The organism is Deltaproteobacteria bacterium (assembly GCA_022340465.1).
Lineage (GTDB): Bacteria > Desulfobacterota > Desulfobacteria > Desulfobacterales > B30-G6 > JAJDNW01.
In genome coordinates this window covers 44,275-66,960 of sequence record JAJDNW010000066.1, presented here as the reverse complement: position 1 = coordinate 66,960, position 22,686 = coordinate 44,275, and the positions used below count along the sequence as shown (strand labels likewise).

24 protein-coding genes are annotated in these 22,686 nt (G+C 55.1%); 14 read left to right on the top strand and 10 right to left on the bottom strand.

Annotated elements, in window-relative coordinates:
• Positions 1-12 precede the first annotated feature (12 nt).
• From LJE94_10590 to LJE94_10570, 5 genes are all read left to right on the top strand, one after another.
• Positions 13-573, top strand: coding sequence for a CBS domain-containing protein (locus tag LJE94_10590; GenBank protein ID MCG6910555.1), 561 nt, complete (start codon positions 13-15; stop codon positions 571-573).
• 14 nt (positions 574-587) lie between these two features.
• Entirely contained in the window at positions 588-2,009 is a 1,422-nt protein-coding gene (locus LJE94_10585; protein ID MCG6910554.1) for a transferase, read from the top strand.
• A gap of 193 nt (positions 2,010-2,202) precedes the next feature.
• The gene (locus LJE94_10580; GenBank protein MCG6910553.1) at positions 2,203-3,063 is read left to right on the top strand and encodes a hypothetical protein; all 861 of its coding nucleotides are present in this window, start codon (positions 2,203-2,205) and stop codon (positions 3,061-3,063) included.
• A gap of 19 nt (positions 3,064-3,082) precedes the next feature.
• On the top strand, positions 3,083-4,927 hold the full coding sequence (gene phaC, locus LJE94_10575) for a class I poly(R)-hydroxyalkanoic acid synthase (protein ID MCG6910552.1): 1,845 nt from the start codon (positions 3,083-3,085) through the stop codon (positions 4,925-4,927).
• A gap of 74 nt (positions 4,928-5,001) precedes the next feature.
• Entirely contained in the window at positions 5,002-5,370 is a 369-nt protein-coding gene (locus tag LJE94_10570; GenBank protein MCG6910551.1) for a PilZ domain-containing protein, read from the top strand.
• An 82-nt stretch (positions 5,371-5,452) separates the two neighbouring features.
• Here the strand turns inward: LJE94_10570 and LJE94_10565 are convergent, their stop codons facing one another.
• Together LJE94_10565 and LJE94_10560 are read right to left on the bottom strand one after the other, a co-directional pair.
• The gene (locus LJE94_10565) at positions 5,453-7,591 is read right to left on the bottom strand and encodes a DUF3141 domain-containing protein (protein ID MCG6910550.1); all 2,139 of its coding nucleotides are present in this window, start codon (positions 7,589-7,591) and stop codon (positions 5,453-5,455) included.
• Entirely contained in the window at positions 7,588-8,064 is a 477-nt protein-coding gene (locus tag LJE94_10560; GenBank protein ID MCG6910549.1) for a transcriptional regulator, read from the bottom strand. The genes LJE94_10565 and LJE94_10560 overlap by 4 nt, the downstream gene beginning before the upstream one ends.
• 276 nt (positions 8,065-8,340) lie before the next feature.
• Here LJE94_10560 and LJE94_10555 point away from each other — a divergent pair, with 276 nt between their 5' ends.
• From LJE94_10555 to LJE94_10545, 3 genes are read left to right on the top strand one after another with little or no spacing between them, the layout of a single operon-like run.
• Positions 8,341-8,616 (top strand): hypothetical protein, encoded by a 276-nt coding sequence (locus tag LJE94_10555; protein ID MCG6910548.1) that lies wholly within the window; start codon positions 8,341-8,343, stop codon positions 8,614-8,616.
• Positions 8,617-8,664: 48 nt separating this feature from the next.
• Complete coding sequence (locus LJE94_10550; GenBank protein MCG6910547.1) at positions 8,665-8,916, top strand: hypothetical protein; 252 nt, start codon at positions 8,665-8,667, stop codon at positions 8,914-8,916.
• Positions 8,913-9,341 (top strand): MaoC family dehydratase, encoded by a 429-nt coding sequence (locus tag LJE94_10545; protein ID MCG6910546.1) that lies wholly within the window; start codon positions 8,913-8,915, stop codon positions 9,339-9,341. Before LJE94_10550 ends, LJE94_10545 begins: the two co-directional genes overlap by 4 nt.
• Positions 9,342-9,377: 36 nt before the next feature.
• Here the strand turns inward: LJE94_10545 and LJE94_10540 are convergent, their stop codons facing one another.
• Entirely contained in the window at positions 9,378-10,709 is a 1,332-nt protein-coding gene (locus tag LJE94_10540) for an L-serine ammonia-lyase, iron-sulfur-dependent, subunit alpha (protein MCG6910545.1), read from the bottom strand.
• A 188-nt stretch (positions 10,710-10,897) separates the two neighbouring features.
• Between LJE94_10540 and LJE94_10535 the strand changes: the two genes are divergently transcribed.
• Positions 10,898-12,253: a PhoH family protein gene (locus LJE94_10535; protein MCG6910544.1), complete on the top strand. Its 1,356-nt coding sequence runs from the start codon at positions 10,898-10,900 to the stop codon at positions 12,251-12,253.
• Between the two features lie 88 nt (positions 12,254-12,341).
• Here the strand turns inward: LJE94_10535 and LJE94_10530 are convergent, their stop codons facing one another.
• From LJE94_10530 to LJE94_10510, 5 genes are all read right to left on the bottom strand, one after another.
• The gene (locus LJE94_10530) at positions 12,342-13,217 is read right to left on the bottom strand and encodes an NAD(P)-dependent oxidoreductase (GenBank protein MCG6910543.1); all 876 of its coding nucleotides are present in this window, start codon (positions 13,215-13,217) and stop codon (positions 12,342-12,344) included.
• Positions 13,218-13,363: 146 nt separating this feature from the next.
• On the bottom strand, positions 13,364-14,389 hold the full coding sequence (locus LJE94_10525; GenBank protein ID MCG6910542.1) for a radical SAM protein: 1,026 nt from the start codon (positions 14,387-14,389) through the stop codon (positions 13,364-13,366).
• Between the two features lie 499 nt (positions 14,390-14,888).
• A complete protein-coding gene (locus LJE94_10520) occupies positions 14,889-15,875 on the bottom strand; it encodes a bile acid:sodium symporter (protein ID MCG6910541.1) in 987 nt (328 codons plus the stop codon).
• Positions 15,876-15,885: 10 nt separating this feature from the next.
• On the bottom strand, positions 15,886-16,278 hold the full coding sequence (locus LJE94_10515) for a PaaI family thioesterase (GenBank protein ID MCG6910540.1): 393 nt from the start codon (positions 16,276-16,278) through the stop codon (positions 15,886-15,888).
• Between the two features lie 83 nt (positions 16,279-16,361).
• A complete protein-coding gene (locus LJE94_10510) occupies positions 16,362-17,288 on the bottom strand; it encodes a hypothetical protein (GenBank protein ID MCG6910539.1) in 927 nt (308 codons plus the stop codon).
• 218 nt (positions 17,289-17,506) lie between these two features.
• Between LJE94_10510 and LJE94_10505 the strand changes: the two genes are divergently transcribed.
• Together LJE94_10505 and LJE94_10500 are read left to right on the top strand one after the other, a co-directional pair.
• The gene (locus LJE94_10505) at positions 17,507-17,758 is read left to right on the top strand and encodes a nitroreductase family protein (protein MCG6910538.1); all 252 of its coding nucleotides are present in this window, start codon (positions 17,507-17,509) and stop codon (positions 17,756-17,758) included.
• Positions 17,759-17,776: 18 nt separating this feature from the next.
• Positions 17,777-18,328: a response regulator gene (locus tag LJE94_10500; protein ID MCG6910537.1), complete on the top strand. Its 552-nt coding sequence runs from the start codon at positions 17,777-17,779 to the stop codon at positions 18,326-18,328.
• A gap of 222 nt (positions 18,329-18,550) precedes the next feature.
• Here LJE94_10500 and LJE94_10495 read toward each other — a convergent pair whose 3' ends face one another.
• Positions 18,551-18,919, bottom strand: a complete 369-nt coding sequence (locus tag LJE94_10495; protein ID MCG6910536.1) for a tetratricopeptide repeat protein — start codon at positions 18,917-18,919, stop codon at positions 18,551-18,553.
• Between the two features lie 8 nt (positions 18,920-18,927).
• Positions 18,928-19,884 (bottom strand): hypothetical protein, encoded by a 957-nt coding sequence (locus LJE94_10490; GenBank protein MCG6910535.1) that lies wholly within the window; start codon positions 19,882-19,884, stop codon positions 18,928-18,930.
• Between the two features lie 211 nt (positions 19,885-20,095).
• Here LJE94_10490 and LJE94_10485 point away from each other — a divergent pair, with 211 nt between their 5' ends.
• Genes LJE94_10485 through LJE94_10475 form a run of 3 tightly spaced genes read left to right on the top strand, consistent with a single transcriptional unit; the run spans position 20,096 to position 22,584 of the window.
• Positions 20,096-20,869 (top strand): ABC transporter permease, encoded by a 774-nt coding sequence (locus tag LJE94_10485; GenBank protein ID MCG6910534.1) that lies wholly within the window; start codon positions 20,096-20,098, stop codon positions 20,867-20,869.
• Positions 20,870-20,876: 7 nt separating this feature from the next.
• Positions 20,877-21,557 (top strand): hypothetical protein, encoded by a 681-nt coding sequence (locus tag LJE94_10480; GenBank protein MCG6910533.1) that lies wholly within the window; start codon positions 20,877-20,879, stop codon positions 21,555-21,557.
• Positions 21,541-22,584, top strand: coding sequence for an MlaD family protein (locus LJE94_10475; protein ID MCG6910532.1), 1,044 nt, complete (start codon positions 21,541-21,543; stop codon positions 22,582-22,584). Before LJE94_10480 ends, LJE94_10475 begins: the two co-directional genes overlap by 17 nt.
• The last annotated feature ends 102 nt before the right edge of the window (positions 22,585-22,686 follow it).

Below are 22,686 nucleotides of genomic sequence, written 5' to 3'. Positions count from 1 at the left end.
ATGGGAGGTAAAATGATGCAGTATACCGTGAGGGATCTGATGGTTCCGCTTTCGGAATACGCCACCGTTTCCGTAGGATCGACGCTTGCGGAAGCCGTGAGCGCACTGGAAAAAGTCCAGGAGGATTATGAGCACGCCCAGTATAAGCACCGGGCCGTTCTGGTTTTGGACAGCCGGCAGCAGGTAGTCGGAAAGCTGAGCCAGCTGGATTTTCTGCGATCCCTGGAGCCGCAGGATGAAGCCATCGAACGCATCAAGGATATCAGCAAATTCGGATTCAGTTCAAAATCCATCGCCCTGCAGCAGGAACGCTACCACCAGAAGAGACCGCCCTCCAGAGATATCTTCACCAGGGCATCCAAGCTGAAGGTTGAGGACTTTATGCAGACCCCTTCGGAAGGCGAGTATGTCAATGAGGAGATGTCCCTGCACACAGCCGTACATCAGTTGATTACCGGGCGCCATCTGTCGCTTCTGGTGACCAGAGAACAAAAGATTGTGGGGGTGCTGCGGATGTCGGATGTTTTTGCGGCCGCATTTCATGTCATGCAGGAAGTCAAAGACACGGAATAGATGAAGGACATATAATGAAAGCAATCGAGAGACTGCTGGATCGGATTATCCAGCGCACCAACATCAATTTGCGCGAACTGGGATATGACGTCAGCCCCCTGGTCAGAAAGCTCATACCGCCGAGCCAGATGACGAAATTTTACGCTTTTTACGGCATCAGCCCCTACCACGCGTTGAATTTGCAGTTTAAACATTGCAATCTGTCCGGCAGCTATTTTCTGGGAAAATGCAGCGTGACCAATTCCCTGCTCTATAAAAGCGATATCAGAGGGGATGAGCTGAAGAAAAAGGCGGATGTGTTCAGGTATCAGGATCTTGAGATACAGGTGGACGAGGATGAAGAGATCGAGATCGAAGACAGCTTTCTGATCAAAACACTCGTGCACAACTTTTCTCATGACCCGGAAACACTGGAAAAATTTTTTATCCGGGACACCATTGCCTCCCACTACGCCAATATCCACGGCTCTCCGTCGGACGGTTGTTTTCTGGGCCCGTTTGCGACCGCGGATCTTACCACCATACGGGACTGCCTTGTGGGAACGTTCTCCTACATTCAAGCCGGGGAGGTGAGTCATCTGAAGATTGACCCCGGCACCGTGTGGGTACGCAGCTCGGATACCTTCAATTTCCTGTACCGCCATCCTCTGGAGCGCCTGAACAGCTACATCCACTTTACCGCCGGCAGCACTCCCGGGGGGATTTTCATCGACTTTTTAGAAGACCGCAAAAAGGATTTTCAAAAGGTTTTCGATGTGCTCAAGCTGGAACCCTCCGTGCCTGTCCCCAGCAGCGCATCACTGGATCGCTTTGCCGTTATCAAACCCAGGACGCGCATCGGCGAAAACGTGCTGGTGTCTCAACGCGCTTATCTTCAGAATGCCTGGCTGGGCAAAGGCGTCAATGCCCAGGAGCAGAGCTATATCGTCAACTCGAGGCTGGAAGGTAACGACATCACCGCCCATGGCGCCAAAATTATCGAGGCCGACCTGGAAAAAGATGTGTTTGTGGGATTTAACAGTTTTCTCAGGGGGCGCCCGCGGTCGCGGCTGACAATCGGTAAGGAAAGCATCATCATGCCGCACACGATCATCGACATCCGCCGGCCGTTGACGATTCCGCCCGGCCACCTGGTCTGGGGGCTCGTTACCGATGAGAGGGATCTTAAGGGCAACAGCATCGCCCTGAAGGAATTTGCCAGGGTCGATACCCGTTTCTCAATGGGAGATATGATCTTCGAGGGGAGCGGCACCGAATTTGTCAAGGCCTTCCAGGAGCGCATCCACCACATCCTCGAGGCCAACGGCGCTTTTTTCAACGGCCGTTCCAAAAAGGGACATGCCCAGCAGAATCAGAACATTTCCTTTAACACGATTCAACCCTACCCCCATGGGGAAAAGGAGGGGCTCTATCCGACGATTATTATCCGCCCCTAGTTAGAGTGGTTGTCGGAGAAACAGTCCGAACAGCGCCCATGGCAGCCCCCGAAAAGCTCGGCAGGTGATATTTCATGTGTTGCAAATTGAACCGGTTGGGTTATAGTTATCGGAAGAAAAAGGCTGCCAATGAAAAGAAAAAATACTTGAAGGGCCCCGGACCCGTCCGCGGCGCCAGAAAAGGGGATTCACGATGACAAATTCAGCGGACAATCTCTACCATGATGGATTGGAGGCCTATTGCGGGCAGATTCTGAATGGAAATTACAGCCGAACCCTCAAAGAAAACCTGACAGCATACCTGAAAGCGATGACCTCCTTCGACCGGTTGGGCACGCCGGCGATTCCATATCTCTCCGCCTGGAAAGATAAACAGAATATGATGTGGTATGAATTTGCCAGCGCAAACTTTCTGGAAATTATGGATTGTACCTGTGATGAACTGCCGGAGGTGTTTCGCGACAGTGTCGTCGACCGCCGCATCTATAAGTACCAGGAACCCGGTGAGCAGATTCAGAAAGAGGTGGTCGACGGGCATGCGCTTAACCATCGGCGTGAAGAAATCCGCCAGGAGGGGGCCCGGGCAGAGTATGTGGAAGCGGTTTACAAGATTGCCCGGGAAGAGGACAGTGTATTCTGGCTTAAAGACGAAGCGGTTATCGAAGCATACGCGGAGGACGGTATTTTTCTTTCCAAAGGATGTCTGACGGTCGTAACCAAGGAGATGGAATCCGAAGAGATGCGTGAACGGGCCGAAAGCGAACGCCTGAAACGGGAAAAACTTCAGGGTGTCCTGGAAATGGCCGGTGTTGTGTGTCATGAATTGAACCAGCCGGTCATGGCGATAACCGGGTACACGGACATCATTGGCATGAAGATTTCAGAGGATGATCCGCTGTACGATAAAATCGGTAAACTGAAAGAGCAGGCGATGCGGGTAGGGAAAATTACCCAAAAGTTGATGAAGATAGCCAAATACCGGCCTAAACATCACGCTCAGGGGGAGAAAATCGTCGCCACCGAGAAAGCGACGGAACGGGAAAAAGACAGGTAGCCTGAAAGGGGGAACGACCATGGCCGACAACAAATCGCCGCTGCCAAATCCGTTCGGCTTTGACATGCAGGAGCTGTCAGACATTCTGGAGGAGGTCAACACGAAAAGCCGCAAACTGGTAGCGTCGTTTGTGGAGAAGCAGAAAAAGTCCGGTGCCGTCGATCAGGCGGAGGCGGCTGCGGTGGGTAGAAGCTTTCAGGAATTGACCATGAAGCTTATGGAAGATCCCAACAGGCTGTTCGATTCCCAGATGAATTATTGGAAAGACTATTGGGGGCTGGTGCAGAAGAGTTCCGTGCAGCTTTTAGGCGGCCTGCCCGCTGATGAGCAGGAAGAAAAGCCGGACAAACGGTTTCGCCACAAAGCCTGGAGCACCAATCCCATGTTCAACTTCATCAAGGAAAGCTACCTGCTGACTTCCAAGGCTATCCGCAGTGCGGTGCAGGACATCCAGGGGCTCGACGACAAGACCAGACAAAAGGTGGAATTCTACACAGGCCAGTATCTGGATGCCATCGCCCCCTCCAATTTCCCGGGGACCAACCCCGAAATTCTACAGCTTACCCTGGAAAGCCGCGGGGAAAACCTGCTGAACGGTTTGAAAAACCTGTTGGATGATTTGGACCGGGGGCCATGCCAACTTCAGATTCAGATGACCGACATGGATGCCTTCGAGGTGGGCAAGGATCTGGCCGTTACGCCGGGCAAGGTCATCTATCAGAACGACCTCATCCAACTGATTCAGTACAACCCGACGACGGATGAGGTCTTCGAACACCCGGTCGTGATTATTCCGCCCTGGATCAATAAATACTATATCCTCGATTTGCGCCAGCAGAATTCCATGGTGAAGTGGATGGTGGACCAGGGATACACCACGTTCATGATATCCTGGGCCAACCCGGACGGGGCGCTAAGGGAGAAGGGGTTCGAGAATTACCTGCTGGAAGGGCCGGTGGCGGCATTGAAGGAGGTAGAACGAGTGACCGGCCGGCGGGAGGTCAATGCCATCGGCTATTGCCTGGGGGGAACGCTCCTGGCGTGCATGACCGCCTATCTAAGCGCCAAAGGAGAGGGGGACCGCATCCACACCGGCACCTACATGGCTTCCCTGATCGATTTTTCCGTCCCCGGCGACATCGGGGTGTTTCTGGATGAGGATCAGGTGGCGGCCTTCGAAAGGCAGATGGATGAGCGGGGCTATCTGGACGGCTGCGCCATGTCCAACAGTTTCAGCATGCTGCGGGCCAACGACCTGGTCTGGGCGTACGTGATCAATAATTACCTCAAGGGTGCCACGCCGGTCCCTTTTGACATCCTGTTTTGGAATTCGGATTCCACCAACATGCCGGCCAAGATGCACTCCTTTTACCTGCGCAACATGTATCTTCACAATCGACTCAGGAAGCCGGGCGGCATCGAACTGGACGGTGTACCCATCGACATCGGCAACATCGAGAATCCGGTTTACTTCATTTCAACCCGGGAGGACCACATCGCCCTCTGGCAGAGCACCTACAAGGGGGCCAGGCTGCACAAGGGGGATGTGCGCTTCGTGCTCGGCGCTTCCGGCCACGTGGCCGGCATCGTCAACCCGCCCCCCAAAAACAAGTACGGCCACTGGACCAATGCGGATTTGCCCGACAAAGCGTCGGAATGGCTGGATGGGGCCGAGTTTCACCAGGAATCCTGGTGGCTGGACTGGTTCAAGTGGAACGCCCCCTATACGGGAGGCAGGGTTCCGGCAAGGTGGCCGGGAGGCGATGCAGCGGACGATCTGGAAGACGCGCCGGGATGCTACGTCACCAGACGCCTGGACCGCCCCGATAGCGGTGTGTGCTACATGCCCAATGCGCTCCTGTGATCGCCCTGCCCATGTTCGAGCAAAACGACGGGTTTGGAAAAAGGTTGTTTCGTTGATATCGAGGAATGTTGATCATGGTTGATATTCGCAGTGAGAAAAAAGAGGTAGTCAATAACAGAAGAAAAAACGAGAGGCTCGAATTTCATTGCGAGGCGGCAGTTGTGGGCCTGATGGGAAAGCAAATCATCACGGACATCAGCCTGGGCGGTATTTTCATAGAAACGGAAAACGCGGACAACGTGCGCATCGGACAACTTATCACCATCAGTACAAAACTCCCCACCGAAAGGGAAATCATACGATTTCATGCAAGAGTCGTAAACAAAACGAAACGGGGCATGGGGTGTCGCTTCATTTCATTGGAAGATCGCGGCAGAGAAGCAATATGCCTCTGTTTCGAGATGTTCAAAGACACGCTTCCAGTCGGATGCGATCAGGATTAGAGCATTTGCCACATATATGTTCCGCTTTGAACATATCGGGGCGGCCATGGACGCTATTCGGGCTGTCTTTCCGGCAGCCGCTCTATTCCGGGATGCCCATCGCTGCGGAGATGGCATCGAGACGTGCCTGTACTTGTGGATCGAGGATTTCATCTTCCGGAAAGATGCCGCGGGCAAGGGCCAGAGCCGCCCGGCGGTCGTCAGGATCCGGCAGCAGGGTGGTAAGGGCCTCGATGGCGGATTCGGTGTCTCCGGCCAGGATACAGGCTTGCTTTTTTACGGCATCCGTCAACGCTTCCGGTCCTAAACGGCTCAGCCGTTCATCCCTGTCGAATATGTCTCCAAAGGCATCCAGGACGCGCCGGTCGGTACTTCCGGCCGCCTGGCTGAGAGCGCTGATGATGCGTACGACGGCTTCGGCGAATCCGCCTGCAGCCAGGTCCTCCACCCATTCCGCACGGCAGCTGCCGCCGTTTTCAGCTGCATCGTCCCCCGTGAAGCTAAAACCTGCCTGCAGCCAAGGATTGTGGTAGACGGACTGGAACCAGATCTCCTGGGACAGGTCCCGGGCATCCCGCAAGAAATCGAGGGTGCTGGTGATATGGGCGGCGGCCTTTTTTTCCATGGCAACGAACCGGTTCGGGTCAACTGCCGCACGGCGGTTGTTGCGGGCATGCTCCGCCGGTGTTTTAAAGAACTGCATCCACGGGTTGAGGTCGGAAAAGCCGTATTTGGATGTCCTCAGAGGGTGCAGCTGGCGGATGCCTTCGGCCAGGGTTTCATTCATCACGGTTTGCACCAGGGGGCGCACGAAGAGGCGGTACAGGATGTCGTTGAGGGTGGAAAGCCTGGCCACGGGGCCAAAGACCGACTCGTCGTCCCCATCGTCATCGATAGCTCGGATGTCGCCCATATCTCGCGCCTCGAAGCGCACGTCGTACGGCGTGCCGTCATCCGTTTCCGAGATGATCATTTCATAGAGCCCCGGGGCGAGCAGATCGGCCTGATCGATGCTGCTGATCATTTCCCGGTGCTCTTTTTTAGAGACCGGTCCGGACACGAAGATTCCCAGGTGGCCGATGCTCTCGTGGAGCATGTAGATAATAACTTTTTTTTCGCGGCGCATCTCTTCCACCGATCCCCAGACAGCGGGAATCCAGTTCAGGGCCTGCTGGGGTGGGGTGATGTTGTCCCCCCGGGACGCAAACACAAAGATCGGTCCCCGGATGCTGCGCAGGTCGACACGGCGGCCGTCCATGGTAACCTGCCCTTTTTCAAGCCGGTTGCCGATGAACAATTCGTCGACAATGAAGTGAATTTCCTTGCCGGTCAGTTTAAAAAAACCGTTCCACCATTTTTCGAACTCGAGGTAGCGTTCCTCCTCCGTGTCGATGTGTGTCCATAGATAATATTGCTTCTCCCACAGCGTCCTGGAAAGGTTCAGGTCTTCAAACCCGGCCAGAAGGCTGGCGCCGTCGAACATGCCGTTTCCCAGGTCGCTCCACAGGCTGGCCAGCCAGACGCCGCCGGTCCATCCGCCCCGATAGCGCATGGGGTTTTTTCCGGCCACACCGGCCCAGAAAGAGAGGGGGGCGCCGTTCATGATGATGGGGCCCGCCTGATCCGGTTCCAGGGCGCCCAGGATGGCAACGGCCCACCCGGCCTGACAGTTGCCGATGATCGCCGGTTTGCGTGCATCCGGATGCCGGTCGGACACGGTCTTGACGAAGCGCACCAGGGTTTTCTGGACATCCGCCAGGGTTTGCCCGGTGACGGGTTCCGGGGTAAACAGAACAAAGTAAACCGGGTGCCCCAGGTTGAGCGCCATACCGATCTGCGAGTCCTGTTTGAATCCGCCGATGCCCGGGCCTCCCCCCGCACGGGGGTCGAGGATGATGATCGGGCGCGCTCCCGCGGGATTCTCACGCGGGGCCTTTTTCAGTCTGCGTTTTTCCGTCCCCGCGTGCGCCGTTGCGTCAGCGTTTCTGCGGTCCTGGATACGGGCAAGCTGGTAGTTGGTGGCCGGTTGGAGATGACGGCCGTCCAGAATGACCTCGTAATCGAACGTCAGCACCGGCGGCATGCCCTGCCGGTTGTGTTCCAGATAGCTGTTGCCGCGTTGGCGCAGGATATCCATGTAGATGGCGCTGCGCTGCCAGAAATCGATGCCGTAGGCAACGGCATCGCTCATCCAACTTGAAAAATTGCTGTTTGTATTCATTGATCCTCATCCTCGCTTTCTTTTTTCGGCTGGCTCGATGGCATGAACATCTGGATGATGTTTTCCATGGCGGCGGGCGCCTCCATGATGTTGGGCATCCTCTTTCCCAGGTCGGTGCCCGCGTCGAGCCACCGGCTGAACTGATCGTCGAACACCTTCTTATAGGCGAGGTAGTTCTGGATCGTCTTCTGCAGATAGTTGTTGAAAAAATCGCTCAAGGCATCATCGCCATGCCGGATGATCAGGTGCAGCACCGGCACCGGAAGAAGAATATTTTTTTTGCGGGCCTCCTCCAGGATGACCTGGGTCAGGATGAAGGCGGTCACGTCTTCCTTGGTGGAGGCGTCGATGATTTCCACCTGGTGACCGTCCTTGATCATCCCGGTAAGATCCTGGAGCGTCACATAGCGGCTGTTGCGTGTGTCGTAGAGTCGCCGGTTGCTGTATTTTTTCAAGCGTATTGTATCACCCATACCATTTTCCCATTTGTTTACACTGACTGCATTGCGATGTTATTTTATTTAGAATTGCAAAAAACAACATCTTAATTGTCCGATTGAAATTTTATAACTTTATAATATGTATTGAAATATGAATTGCAACCAGATTCATAAGAAAATTGTGCGTTGCACAAAAAATATTGACAAGTTGAAAAGCCGGCCTATATTTGAAAGTAAAGCGGCTCGGGTGAACATGCATTCGGGCCCAAAACGACAAGAGCCGCGGTGAGGCGGCATAAAAAGGAGTCCATGATGAACAATACAGATTTTACCAAACAAATACTCGACTGGAACAAGACCTTATTTGACAGCACTGTAAATTTTTTTGAAAAATATCAAGAATTTGGAGATAATAGTGCCAAATCGTTCGTCGAATTGTCCCCCTGGGGGGCCGAAGAAGGCAAAAAACTGCTGAACCAGTGGAGCGCCAATCGAAAAAAGGGGTTCAAGGCTTTCAGGGACGGTGCGGCTTTTGGTTTCAAACAGGTGGAGGGCTTGTGTGCCGTTGCAAAACCGGCAAAATAAATTTATAGGCCGGCGACTTAAAATAAGGAGTAAACGAAGGAGGTTGATATGGATCAAAAGCAGGCGTTCAAACAGATGGTGGAATTTAACAAGGGGGCTTTCAACAACGCCTTCAATGCGATGGTGATGGTGCAGGACCAGAATGAAACCCTGGCCAACACGCTGTTGAATCAGGCCTCCTGGCTGCCGGAAGAAGGCAAAAAAGCCGTCAAAGACTGGGTGGAGGCTTTTAAGAAGGGGCGGGAAGAATACAAGAAAGCGGTGGACGAAGCATTCAAGAAAGTGGAGGAATACCTATGACAGGCAAATCCTATGACCAGCTTGCGGTCGGTGACACGGCTGAGTTTTCGAAAACCGTTTCCGAGTCGGATGTCTACCTGTACGCGGGTATCTCCGGCGACCTTAACCCGGCCCATATCAACGAAGAATACGCCAAGGGTACGTTCTTCAAGAACAGGATCGCCCACGGCATGCTGACGGCGGGCTTTATTTCTGCGGTTATCGGCATGCAGCTTCCCGGTCCTGGAACCATCTACATGGGACAAACGCTGAACTTCTTGGCGCCGGTGCGCATCGGCGACACCGTCACGGCCAGGGTCGAGGTGGTGGAAAAAATCGGGGATAAAAAGCGGGTACGGCTGGCAACCGGCTGCTACAACCAGGACGGCACCCAGCTGATATCCGGGGAGGCCATGGTGAGCCCGCCAAGAGGGGCAGCGGGTTGATCACCAGGCCCTGACGTTCGATGGAAAATCAAGGTTTCAAATGGAAAATTGTTTTTCCAGCATAATCTTCAGGATGGTCCGGTCGGTTTCGAGCATACCCTGGCTGCTCAGGATGCCGACGTTTTCCATGGTTTTTTCGGGAGATGTCGAGATAATGCCGTCGGTGCCTTTAACCTGGATCCCCTGGAGTGAAAAAAGGGCTGCCTGAACCGCGGTGCCGGCCGCCGTGGCCAGCTTGAGGGAGCACCCGGCCTTGGCGCCGTCGCAGATGACACCGGCCAGGTCTTCGGTCAGGTTGGTGATAGCCCCCGCAATGTGGTGGCGGTCTCCTCCCAGAAGGTAGCTTATGCCGGCCGTGGCCCCGGCGCCTGCGGCGATGGAGCACCCGCAGACCGCGGAGAGTCTGCCGGTGTGGGATTTGACATGGGCGGTAATGATGTGACTGAGCCCGATGGCTTCCAGGACCGTTTTGTGGTCGCATTCGACGTAGTCCCTGACGGCCCATATGGGCAGGGTGGCGGTCAACCCGTGATTGCCGCTTCCGGCGGAGCTCATGGCCGGAAGTTTGACACCGTCCATCCTGGCGTCAGAGGCGGAAGCCGTGAGCATCCGCGCCGCCAGTGCCATGTCCAGCGTCAACATGCGTTGTCTGACCAGACGGTTCAGGGTTTTGCCGATCCCCAGGCCGGAACCGTGTTTGAGGCCGTAGTCGGCCAGGCGCAGGTTGAATCGGACCCCTTTTTCGATAAAGTCAAGGTCCTCCCCGTCGAGGTCGTCCAGGAGTTCCAGCAGCCTGACGAGCGGCAGCGATTTCAGCCAGGCCTCGACCTGATGCAGTTCGGTCTTGCCGTCCGGCCCGGCGACGTGGCGCATAAGGGGGTGGTCGCTCACCGGTTCGCCGTTGCGTTTCAGGGAAACGATGTTGTCGTGCAGGTCGCGGATGATACATTCGGCCCGATTGCCGCTTCCCCTGACCTCGGCTTTGACGAATATCCCCTTACGGTCCTGCAGGAGATTGACCTGCACCCTGGCGTCGTGCACCATTTTTCGCGCCCGTGCAACCACCCGGTCGTCGATGGGTTCCAATACCTCGAGGCGCAGTTCGGGAACGCCCCCCAGCGCCCCCAGTGCAGCTGCCAGGTCGAGGCCGTTGTGCCCCTGCGTGCCCGGGATGGCGACGGCTACCCCGTTTTTGTAGATGTTAGGATCCACCCAGATTTCAATAGCTTCGATAGCGTCCTTTTCCATCAGGGATGCTGCTGCGGCCGCGGCCAGGGCGATGGCGATCGGCTCCGTACACCCGAGGGCGGGGGCTACTTCCGTCCTGAGAATATCCTTAACCGTAAATGGTGTTTGTTCAGTGTCCATTTTCTCGATACGTTGAATTCTGAAGTTTTGACGTCTTGAGGTTATGCTAAACACCAAAAGCGATATTTGCAAGCCTCCCCTTCACCAATTCGAATCAACGGAACCTTAACATAAATCTAACACGGAGACCACCTGAAAAGCACTGCATCTTGTTGCTTCACCGCAATTTATATGCTATATGTTGCGGCATGACACTCGGCAACACGGCCTCGATCTCACAGCGAGCCAGAAAAATCTTCGTACTGGACACCAACGTCATTCTGCACGACAGTTCCTGCATTTACCATTTTGACGAGCACGACGTGGTGCTGCCCATTACGGTGCTGGAAGAGCTGGACAGATTTAAAAAAGGCAAAGACATCATTAACTGCAATTCCCGTGAATTCATCCGCTCTCTCGACATCCTGACCGGAGACGGCATTTTTAACGGCGGCGTCAGCATCGGTCCGGGCAAGGGCAAGGTGTCTGTTTTTCTCGAGTGCGGCTTTCACGAAAAATTGAAACCCAACTTCTCACCGGACAAAGCCGATCACCGCATCCTGAACGCCGCCTATCACGTGGCCGAGGCAAACACGTTCCAGAACGTGTTCCTGGTCACCAAGGATGTGAACCTGCGCATGAAGGCCAAGTCCGTAGGCCTTCTGGCCGAGGACTACACCACCGACCACGTTAAGGACATTGACGGGTTGTACAAGGGAAAGAGCGTCATCGAGAACGTGTCCGAAGCAACCATCGATCTGCTCTATCATGCGCCTTACGAGGTGGAGGCCGCGCTGCTCAGCCTGGCGACGCCGCCTCTCTCCAACGAGTTTCTCGTCATGCGCAATGGCAGCAAATCCGCCCTGACTTTTTTTGACGGCGCCGACGGCAGGATCAAGCGCATCGAAAGCAAAACCTGTTTCGGCATCCGGCCGCGTAATGCAGAGCAGTCGTTCGCCATGAACGCCCTGATGAACAGGGAAATTCCTCTGGTGACCCTGTCGGGCAAGGCCGGCACCGGCAAGACCCTGCTGGCCCTGGCGGCATCCATCGAAAGCAAGCGTTATTACCGTCAGATTTACGTAGCCCGCCCCATCGTTCCCTTGAGCAACAAGGACATCGGCTATCTCCCCGGGGACATCAATTCGAAGCTCGACCCATACATGCAGCCCCTTTATGACAACCTTTCCGTTATCCAGAGCAGGTTTTCAGGCAGCGACGCCCAAACCCACCGCATCAAAGAGCTTCTGGAGGACGGTAAAATCGTCATTACACCGCTTTCCTACATACGCGGCCGGAGCATCGTCAAGGTCTTCTTCATTGTGGACGAAGCCCAGAACCTGACACCCCACGAGGTGAAAACCATTATCACCAGGGCCGGGGAAGGCACCAAGCTGGTTTTCACCGGCGACATTCACCAGATTGACCATCCCTATCTGGATAGTCAGTCCAACGGTCTGAGCTACCTCATCGAAAAGATGAAGGGGCAGAAGCTCTACGCCCATATCAACCTGGAAAAGGGTGAACGTTCCGACCTTTCCGACCTGGCCATCAACTTACTTTAAATTTTCATGCCGTTTCAACAGCAGGGAGGCCGGGTCCGCCGGTTTTTCCGATTTTCCTTTACCGGAAATGTTAGATACAGGTGAAAATTTAAAGAATCCCCGACAGCTCCCGAATCGTGCGGGCCACCGCGGACACGTCCTCGTCCCCGTATCCCCTGCCGACAAGGCCGGTTTCGACCTGGTCGACAAGGGCCGTTGCCGGCATGGAAACGCCCAGCTCCCGCGCGGCCTCGAGGGCAATTTTCAGGTCTTTGTGGTGCAGCCTGACCCTGAAGCCCAGGGGGTATTGGTTGTCGACCATATTCCCGGCCCGGTTGTCGAGAACCCAGGAACCGGCGGCGCCGCCGCTGATGGCCCGGGCCACCTTCTTGCAGTCCAAACCGGCTTTCAGCCCCAGAGCCATGCCCTCGGCCACCCCGAGATAGGTCGCGGCGATGATCACCTGGTTGATGGCCTTGGTCACCTGCCCGGAGCCGATGGGGCCCAGGAGGGTGATGGTCTGCCCCATGGTTTCCAGGATCGGCAGGGCGCGATCGAAAACGGTTTGGTCGCCCCCCACCATGATGGCGAGCGTCCCCTTCTGGGCGCCTTCGGACCCGCCCGATACCGGTGCGTCGAGCATGTCGATCTGCTTTTCGGCCAGTGCCGCGGCCATGTCACGGGTTGCCGCGGGGCTGATGGTGGACATGTCAATCACGACAGAGCCCTTGCCGGCCCCGTGAATGACGCCGTTTTCACCCAAAAGGACCGCTTCCACATCGGGTGTGTCGCTGACGCAGGTGATGATCAGATCCGCATCCTCTGCGGCTTCCGCCGGCGACCCGGCGGCCAGAGCCCCTTTAGCGACCACGGGGGCCTCTTTTTCACGGGTCCGGTTGTGTACGGTCAACGGGTAGCCGCCGTTGAGGATATTGAGCGCCATGCCGACGCCCATCGTGCCCATGCCGATAAATGCCACTTTCATGCAAGACCTCCTTGGAAATAGAATGGTTTCAACACGTAAATGCGAATGTCCAATAACCAATAACGAATGCCCAGCGTCCAAGTCTGCCATAGGTACTGGGTAAAAAACAGTTCATTATTCGCGATTGGCTATCGATTGTTGGCGATTCAATTGGCTGCCAGTCCCTCTTCGATAAGCGCCAGCACCAGGGGCTTTTCTTCGGGAAATTTGTAGCCTTCATAGCTCTGGCTGAAAAGCAGGCCACCCCGGCGATCGGTCCAGTAGTTGCCGGCATGGTCGAAACAGACCCGCGATGTGACATCCAGGGCTTCCATCATGGTTTTCAGCTCCATGAGCTGCTCATGCGGCGACTGGCGGGTGAATTCACCGCTGGCGTAGCGGTCGCTTAAAGGGGTTCCCGGCGCCGGGAAGAACGGGCGGGAACGGATGTAGTGGGGATCGATCCGGTTCAGCACCGCCGCCGTGTTGCGGGCATGGCCGTCCGCCATTTCGCGGCCGCCTAAGCCGGGCATCCAGTACTCGGACAGTTGAAATCCAGCTTCCATGGCCTTGCGACCGCCCTTGACGTGCCCCGCACCGGTAACGCCTTTCCTGACAGTCATCAACAGGTCCTCGTCCCCGGTTTCAAGCCCCACGTGCAGCCGATCGAGGCCTGCCATGTGAATCGCAGCAAGTTCCTGCAAGGGTTTTTGGGCAAGGGTTCGCGATCTGGCATAGGAGGTCACCCTTTCAAGAGACGGGAAGGTTTGGCGAAGGTGCTGCAGGATTTCCACCAGCTGGTTCGTTTTCATGATCAGACTGTTGGCATCCTGCAGAAAGGCTGTCTTTCCGCCCGATGCCAGCCAGTTGAAAACCATGTCGAATCCATAGTGCCCCCCCAGCCAGGGGTCCTGTTTTACGAGTCGCAGGGCCGCTTCCCTGGTGACATGGGGAGGTGCTTTGTCATCGCCCAGCAGCCGGCGGGAAATGGCGGCGACATGGTCGATATCCTGTTTGACTTCCGCCGGTGTCCGCAGGGAGAATTTTTCCGACTTGTACATGGCGCAGAACTCGCAGCGGTTCCACGGGCAGTTGCGGGTGACCCTGACCAGCAGGGAGTGGCTGCCTCCCTCGCTCGGGGGACGGTACATGCCGACTTCAAAATCATAACGCTGGGCTGTCTCCACGGACATACGATTTTCCTCCATTTATAGCGGTTGCCATGGTATTCGGCACCCTGAAGCCTTCGAAAAAAATGTTTCATATGTTGGACATAGGTCGTATCTGAACATATATATGACAACCGCTATTAATAATCGGAGGCGTTGGCGAAGTTGTCAAGCAATATAATTCCAAACGGTTAGCGTTTCAACTTTTAAAAATGATCAAAAAACTTCGGATCTATAACCCAAGATAAGGCCTATTGATTGCCGAGGAATAATACCGTCCCGGCCGTGAAAAACTCGGTTCAAAGCGGCCGTAATGCCAAACAGGGCTAAACTTTGGAAATAATATCGTCGGTATTCAGCCCGGCATAGGTATGATGGGATATGTTCAGGCTGTTCGGCATAACGGACGCTAAAAACCTCAAACAGTTTCACGGCCGGGACAGTATCACCCCTCGGCTGGCAGGCTTTTACCTTGTTATTGGTTATGGAGCCGAAAAACTTCATGTTGACCAGGGCGGTCCTATCAGATGTTTTCGCCGCGGTTGCCGATGCTCTGTTGCTCCACCTTGCTGCGGAAGCGGTGGGCGATCCAGGTGTCCACGACGCTCTGGGTCAGATGATAGGCGATGGGCGGGATCAACGCCATGGGGTGGCTGTGGTAGAAATGACCCGCCCATACGAGATAGGATATGGTGAGGGTTTTCTGGGAGGTGTGGATGGTGAATGCCGCCGTAGAGGGCAGGTCCAGCCGGATGAGATGCGAAATCGTGAAATTGATGGATAGAATCAGCAAATGCAGGCCGATCATCAGAAGAAAAATCCACACAATGATCACGTCCGACGCCAGAATTTTTTCGGCGGAGCTGGACACGGCGTTGAGCACGATCATGAGAACGATGCACTGGTTGAAGATGGAAATTTGCTTCCCATAAGGCGCGATCGCGGCTTTCAGGCGCGGGCGCAGAAGCTGGCCGATAACGGTGGGTAGAAGAACTTTAACGGACAGGCCGAGCAGCATTTGCATGGCCGGAAGGTCCACGCTGGTCCCGGTGTACTGCAAAAGCAGCGACAGGATCAAAGGAATGGTTAAAAGGGATGCAAAACTGGTCAGAACACAGATAAAAAGGCTCAGGGGGATGTTGCCGAGGGCTATGGCGGTCATCACCGTCCCCGAGGCGACCGTCGCCGGTGCGGTGCCGATGATCAACGCCCCGACAGCGATGTCCGGCGGGGCCTTGAAAAAGAGAAGCGCCAGAAAATATGCGATCACCGGGAACAGAAAAAGCGAGGATATGAGAGCGGCCAGGAGCACCTTGACGTTTTTCAGCTGCGTCACGATGCTGGAGGTGTCCAGGGTAAGCCCGGTGACCAGAAACCCCAGGAAGATAGCGACATTCAGTATCTTGTAGGTTTTTACGAACAAGCCCACCTGGGGAAGATAGAAGGCCGTCAGCACCATGGCGGCGATACCTACGAAAAACCAGTTTTTAACGAAAATCGATCTCAGCATGATGGCGGTTTCAGACGTTAATCTTGAGATGCTTCCGGGGGTGGAAGATGGCGTAGGTCCCGCTGGCTTTGGCCACAAGCGTTGCGTCGCAGAAGATTTCAGATTCAAGGGCGGCCACGGTACTGCCCTTGTGCAGCAGCTGGGTGGAACATTCGAGGGTGCCCTCCCGAACCGGTTTGAAATACGTTATTTTCAGCTCGATGGTCGCACAGGACTCGCCCTCTTCCAAAAGGGGATAGAGCGCGCCGCCCATGCCGGTGTCGGCCAGGGCCGTCATCACGCTGCCGTGAACGACGCAGTGGGGGTTGAAAAGTTTTTCATGAATCTGGATACGGCAGAGGCTCCTGCCCTGGTGCACGCTTTCGAATGCCAGGCCGATCAATTCTGCAAAGGGATGATTCATCTATTCGCCTTATATTGGGAAACAGGTATCTTAAAAACAAAACACCAACCATCATAGCGTTCTTCCAGTTTTTAGCCGGATCGTCAACATTTTCTTTGCATGAGGTGTTTGTAGAGCGCGGTCAGCCTGATAAACTTCTTCTTGTCGCCCCCCTGGTCGGGATGGTGCCTCAAGGCCTGCCGGCGGTACAATTTTGTCAGGGTCTTTGCATCCATCCGTTCGAGCGTCTTCCAGTCGGTTTTAAACAGGCGGCCGGCCTCCTCCATGCTCAGGCGCACTTTTTTGGGGGGCACATAGCGCCGGTGCCGGTTCATGAAATCGTTTAAAAAGCCTTCCAGAGGAGATCTTATGGGGAATTCATTGTCAAAATAAAAGATCACATATCGCACCAGGTATTCCTGCAGAACAGGGGCGGCATGCGTTCCCTTCCAGAACACGCGGTCGTCGGCGAGCCGGCAGACGGCGTCGATAAACGCATGGTCCATGCTATCCCGGACCGCGTCGCTCTGCAGCGGTTGGGCCGTGAAGCGGCGGGAAATTTCCCGGAATGCAGGCAGCAGATCGAAAATCGTGCACACATATCTTTTCAGCTCGTGCCTTTTCAATATGCGCTCTTCTGAAAGAAAACACTGCTCGATTTCATCGCGTGACTTGCCGTTGAGATGACGGAACAGCTTGGCCGGCATGCGGGCGAGATTGCGCTGGTCTGTCTGGGCGAATTTCAGGTAATGGACGCGCCGCCGGTCGAATATGTGCACCCTTTCGCCGGTTGTATCGCCACCGGTGGCGCCCTTGCGGGAAGTGCGCTGAAAACCGTTGATCGCCCTTTTGATCTCGGGGTCGAGAAATTCCCAGAAAATCCGGTCCATTTCATCCTGGGTCGGATCGAGCCCCTGGCTGCGCAGCTCCTCCTCCATGGCTTCGTCGAAATAATATCCCCTGCCGCCGGGGTAGACGATGAACCGGGAAGGGTCGGTGCCCAGGTCGAAGACGGTGCGGCTTCTTAGCACGCTTCCGTCCCGGTAGGTGCTCCGTATGCTAAAACGGGTGTGGCGTTCTAAGGTGGTCCGGGCCAGATACATGCATGCAGCATATCAGAATTATCGGGTTTATGCAGCCCCGTATAGCGCTTGTCATCCGTTTTGTTCCGAAAAAATGTATTCCAAGCGGCTGCCGGCAAGGCGGTTGCCTGCAGCGCGTAAATGTAATATAGTCCACGGGCGTGGATATGTTTCAGGAAGAAGGCGGCGTCGGCTACCAGCTGGCCTGCGCGGCCGCCATTCAAAACATGCTTCTATCGGCGCATGCCTTGGGCCTGGGCTCCCTCTGGTTTATTTTCTATGACAAAAAGGCGCTCAGACAGATATTGGGAATTCCTGACAACAGAACACCCGTTTCCCTGATCTGCATCGGCAAACCGGCGGATCAACCGGCTGCTACCCCCAGGAAAGATGTCAAGGAAAAAATCAGGTACATTTAAAAAAGAAGGATGAGTGCCATGACCGAAAGCATCCTGAACGGCAAACGCATACTGGCGGTGGACGACGAGCCCGACATCCTCGAGTCGCTGGCAGACCTGCTCGAAGACTATGACGATCTCATCTTCGATCGTGCATCCGATTACGAAACCGGCTTTCATTTACTCAGGTCCTGGACCTACGATGCCGTTATTCTGGACATCATGGGGGTACGCGGATACGACCTTCTCAACGCTTCCGTGCACCTGGGTTTTCCCACCGTGATGCTGACCGCCCATGCATTTTCCATCGATGATCTCAAGCGTTCCATTGAAATGGGCGCCCGCGCCTACATCCCCAAAGAGTCGATGGCGGATATCACTGATTTTCTGGAAGACGTGTTGACCGTCGGCTACAGCACCGGCCTGAAACGTATGTTTCAGCGCCTGGGAGGCGTCTTCAACAAAAAATTCGGCTCCCGCTGGATGGAGGATGAGAAGACCTTCTGGGACCAGGTCAATTCCGGCAGCTACAAACCGGAACCCGTCATTTTAAGAAGGGTCCAGGGGCCGAGGGCTCAAGGGGTCGAGTGATCCAGTGCTTGACCGGGGTGGTTCAATTGCCCTTTCTCCATGCTTCAGGCATTCGACCTCTGGCTTCTGACTTCTGATATCTGACCTCCGGCCTCTGATCTCTATGGTTTTACCCTCGGCTACTTGAATCTTCGGCCCCTCGGATCCTTATCGGTAACCATTCAAAGGCCGTTTTCAGGCGGGGGTGGATGCATAAGTACGCGTCTTTCGGAAGAGCCTCATTTAGTTGGCAATGCCCATTTGTTTCAGCTTTTCGAACCCGTCATCGACAAGCTTGCGCTGCTCCTCGTCCCGGGCCAGTTCCCGGGCCTTTTGCATGGTTGCCACGGCTTTTTCCGGGCTGCCGCGAAAACCGTAGGCCAATCCCAATCCGACGTAGGCCGGTGAGTAGTTGGGGTCGAGTTCGATGGCCCGGTTGAACTCGCCAAAGGCGGCGTCATATTTTTTGTTATCCAGAAACCGGTAGCCGTTGTCCGTATGGTGTGCCGGCGTGTCCAAGCCGTATTTTAAAAATATACTGTCCGGACCACAGGCGATGACGGTCAGCAACAAGCCTGCAATACAGATAATGCTTATCAGTCTTGGTCTCATGTTTTCTCCTAATCGACGACAATCACCACGCGGCATCGTTTTAAAAAGGAAAGATGCTCCGAGGCGCTTTTAATTTTCGAGGCGTCGGCATTGCTGATAACGATGGTTGCCTGCCGGCCTTTTTCCGTCCCCAGGCCCTTGACGACCAGCGGCTTCCCCGCCACCCTGGGATCCTGTCCGGCCATCTGCATGTCCCGGGTATAGCCGCACATTCCCTGCTGCACGGCGAACTCGCGGCTGGCAAAGGCCGAGCCGTAAACCTCCCTGGCTTTTTCATCGACGATGACGGGTGCCATGGCCGGGGAAAACTGAATCCCGCGGGCGTCGACAACGAGCCCGGTAAAGATTTCCTTCTCAGGTTTTGGGTCGGAAGGCTGAAGCGTGCCTTTGGCGGTTTTATGGCCATTGGCTACCGTTTTGATGGGTTCTATCTGTCTGATTTCTTCCGGCAGAACCAGTTGGGCGAAGCCTCCGTACATGTTCATCTGCATGGTGATTTCGACGGTTCCGTCCGATAGATACGTCTGCCCGGTCGCTTTGACTCCCTTCACCAGCGTTTCCACCTTGGTCATCATCAAGTCATTATTGGCGACGAGGCTTTCAATCGAGCGCTCAGAATCGACCCTGGTTTTGAGAACGAGAGCCATCATGTGCCGGCGTGCAAGGCTGATGGCATTTTTTTGCGCTTCCTGAAGCTCTTCCGCACTTTTGGCTTCGCTTTTTTCCGGGGGGGTCGCAACGCCGCTGGTGCTGAGCACACCGAGAGTCCAGTTGATGGTGCCGTGGGGGCCGCTTTCGACGACATCCGCTAGGCCGGTCGCCATACTCTGACCGTTCAGGGCCCAGCCGAACAGCGCAAGCGCCGCCGAGTAAACGCATATTTTCAGCGCCCAGCCGTGTGCACGGTTGGCTCTTACCCGATGTCGTTTTCTGCTCCGGCGTTTCACGGGAATGGTGATTACCATAAGCCTTTGGCCGAAAATCATTCCAAAACCGGTTTTTCTTTAAAAAATAAACGGTGCCGGTTGTCCCTGTCCATGGCAGCCGGCACGGTATTGTCAGGCGCCTTTATTGCATGTCACCGGTTTGCGGCGCTTGCGCCGCAGGGCAGGCGACGATATTATATTTATCTAATTTTGTTGACCTTTTTGTGTAATATAGTGTAAGAATTTTTCGATGTCAATAACAAGACTCATCGGCCGCAGAACCATACGTTCCTTCGACCACGTTACGACCCTGCTCACCTTTGCATCCACACTCCTGCTCATGCTGTTCAGGAGGCCCAGGGAAGGCCGTACGCTGGTCCGGCGAGTCGCATTGGAGCAGATTTACTTCACCGCCGTTCAGGCGTTGAGCATCATTATCCCTGTTGCGTTGATCATCGGAAGCGCCATCATCATTCAGTTCAGCAAGCTGTCCGCTCAATACGATTTGGGGAGCATTGCCGTGATCCTGATCGTCAGGGAACTGGGACCCGCCATAACGGCCCTGTTGATCATTCTGCGGTCGGCCACCGCGGTCACCATCGAGACGGGATACATGCAGGTTCTCCACGAGATCGATGCCCTGGAGATGTTGGGGATCGACGTTGTCTGGTTTGTGTGCATACCCCGTTTGATCGGCATTACCATGGCAATCCTGTGCCTTTTCGTGGTATTCGACATCGTGGCCATTATCGGCGGGTATGGGGTGGTGTGGACGATCACCCATCTGCCGGTGGCCGATTTTTTACGGCAGATCGCCGGTGCCATTACCGTTTCCGGCATTGCCGTGGGGCTGTTCAAGGCCGTTTGTTTCGGTATAACCATTACGGCGACGAGCACCTACCACGGCTTGAATGTGCGCAAGCACATCACCGAGGTCCCGGTGGCAGCCTCCAGGGCCGCGGTTGAGTGTTTTTTCTTTTGCCTGGTGCTCAATGTTTTGATTTCAGCGCTGTTTTATCTGTAGTGAGGCCATGATACGCATCGAACTCAAGGATTACCTTTTGCCTGTTTCGGAGGAGGGGGCGCTGGACAGATTCAGCCTTGCCATCTCCACGGGTGATGTTTGCTGGCTGGATGCCGACAGCACGCATGCCGTGCACCTGCTGTTCAGGGCGCTTACCACCCTGGACACACCCGTCGAAGGCGCGTATTTTTTCGAGGGGAGGCTTTTGGATTTTTCGAACCCCATCACCCTGCTTCCGCTGAAAAAAAGCATCGGCTTCATCACGACCCGTTCGGCCCTGATCAGCAATCGGTCCCTCAGGGAAAACCTGACCCTGATGCGCAGCTATGGCGCCAACGACCTGTCCGCGAGGGTCGAGGATGAAACCTTCGAACTGTGCCGCCATTTTTCCATTGCCGACAAGATGGACCGGCGTCCGCAGGACATGGACCAGGCCGACCTGCGTGCCGCCATCGTGATCCGTGAAATCGTCAAGGCCAGCAGCCTGCTTTTGATGGAAAATCCGGAAAATTACCTGGGATATACGCGGTTTTTCCTGTATGATTGGCTGTTACGCGGTGCGATGGATCGGGGGGTGCCCGTGGTGTTCACCTCGGACGACAAGAATTTTATTGACAGTGTATCCAATCGGGCCTTAGTGCTACGCATGGGGCGGTTGAGCGAAGGGGGACATGCATACCAGGTTTAAATACAGCGTCATGGAACGGGTGGTCGGCATCTTCATGCTGAGCATTCTGGTGCTGCTGTTGTCCACGGTCGTCCTTCTGGGCCGCGGTAAAAACTGGTTTCGAAAATACAACACCTATTATACGTCCTTTAACGCAAGCTACAACCTGAAACCCGGTGCGGCCGTCAAATACCTTGAAACCGACATCGGCAAGGTAAAAGCGGTCAGTCTCGTCGATAATCACGTCCGGATACGCCTGGCTATCCTCGATCTTTACGCGTCCCGCATTCGAACCGACGTGGTGGCCAAGGTGGAAAGCCCCACTTTTATCGGCTCGGAGTACATCGCGATCCTGCCCGGATCGGTTGACAGCCCCCTGGTACCGCCCGGTGGCGAGTTGACCTCGGTGGCCAGGAAAAGCATCGGCGACTATATCGAAGAGCTGGAGGTGGAGAAAACCGCCAAAGACCTGGTGGTAGCCGTTCAGCGTTTTTCCGTTTTCATGGACACCATCAACGATCCCGAAGGCCCCTTCCTGCAGGCCATCGAAAATTTAAACAAAACCGCGCAGCATGCCGCGAAGATTGCCGGCCATGTCCAGGCCGGGGAGGGGACCGCCGGGCGCATGCTGTATTCTTCCGAACTGATGGATGCAGCGCTGGGCGGACTCGACAAGGTGGACGTCATTCTGGATCAGCTTGCCGTCGCCAGCGCGAAAACGCCCGCCACCATGGACATACTGCAGGAAAACCTGGCCCAACTGGAATCTGTCAGGGAGGAGGTCGCCGAGAGTATAGGGCTTATTCGCAGCCTGCTCGAAGCGTTTCAGGCCAACATGCCCAAGATTCAACGCATCATAGAGAACGCCGAAAAGGGAAGCCGGGACATTCCCGAGCTGACCGGTTCGGCGGTTCAGGGCATTTACGATGCCAGAGAGGAGCTCGATAATGTGAACATGATCATTCAGGCGCTCAAGAAAAATATTCTCATTCGCTCCAAGCTGCCGCCACCGCCGGTGGTGGGCAACACCGAGACCCATTTACGCTAAAAGAAAACCGTGGGAATTTTTAAAATCGTTAAAAATCCCCACGGTTTTCTTTTAGACAACGGCTACGCCGTGTTTATTCCATCAGGTACGCCTGGTCATCCC